The sequence below is a fragment of the Mycobacterium sp. E1715 genome (assembly GCF_001667625.1).
Classification (GTDB): Bacteria; Actinomycetota; Actinomycetes; order Mycobacteriales; family Mycobacteriaceae; genus Mycobacterium.
In genome coordinates, this window is the sequence record NZ_LZJJ01000564.1 from 1 (window position 1) to 888 (window position 888).

Genomic DNA, 888 nt, shown 5'->3' on the forward strand with positions numbered 1-888 from the left:
GGGAGGTACGGCTTGTATTCGAGGAGGTCGGCGCCGGCGTGGGTATCCGCAGAAATGACAGTGTAGCGGGACGGGGTCTCAGGGGTGGCCATCAATCATCTCCTCAATGAGAATGCGACACCGGTCATTGTCTCGTGGCCGATAACTATGCATGATGAATGTTTCGTTCGGCGGATTCAACCCCGTCCCGCTACACTGTCATTTCTGCGGATACCCACGCCGGCGCCGACCTCCTCGAATACAAGCCGTACCTCCCGAAGGCGTTCCACGACGACTTCGACGCGTGGGCCACGACGTATGCCAGTCCTTTCGATGACTTGATCATCGCTACCGCAAAGCGCAACTGGGACCATGAGTTGCGTATTTCCGAGATGGACGCTGACGGGGTTGCGGCAGAGCTGTTGCTGCCCAACACTGTTCCTCCCTTCTTTCCGACGTCTCCCAACATCACCATCTCGTTGCCCCAGAACCGAGCAGAGTTCGAACACCGCTGGGCGGGCGTGCAGGCGCACAACCGATGGCAGGTCGATTTTTGTTCGCTGGCACCCGCACGCCGGCGAGGACTGATCCAGGTATTCCCCAACGACGTCGACGCCGCGCTGGACGAAATTCGTTGGGGCAACGAGCAAGGCTGCTTCGGTGGAGTGCTGCTGCCCCCAGTATCGCCGGGCGACCCCAATGTCGCCCCGCTGTTCCACACTCGGTATGAGCCGATTTGGCAGTTGTGCAGCCAACTGGATCTGACGATCGTGCAGCACGGCGGTCCGGGAAGTCCGGCAATGCCCATGGATCAGCCGGCATCCAACGCCGTGCTCATCACGGAAATGGCGCTGTGGGCCCAGCGCAGCCTGGGCCATCTCATCCTGGCCGGGGTTTTCGAGCGTTACC

The 888-nt window shown here is 60.8% G+C and carries 1 protein-coding gene; it reads left to right on the top strand.

The annotated features are described in order from the left end of the window. Nucleotides 1-158 precede the first annotated feature (158 nt). Nucleotides 159-888 (top strand): amidohydrolase family protein (locus A9X03_RS27570; RefSeq protein ID WP_156670185.1); only part of this gene is annotated, 730 nt, incomplete at its 3' end.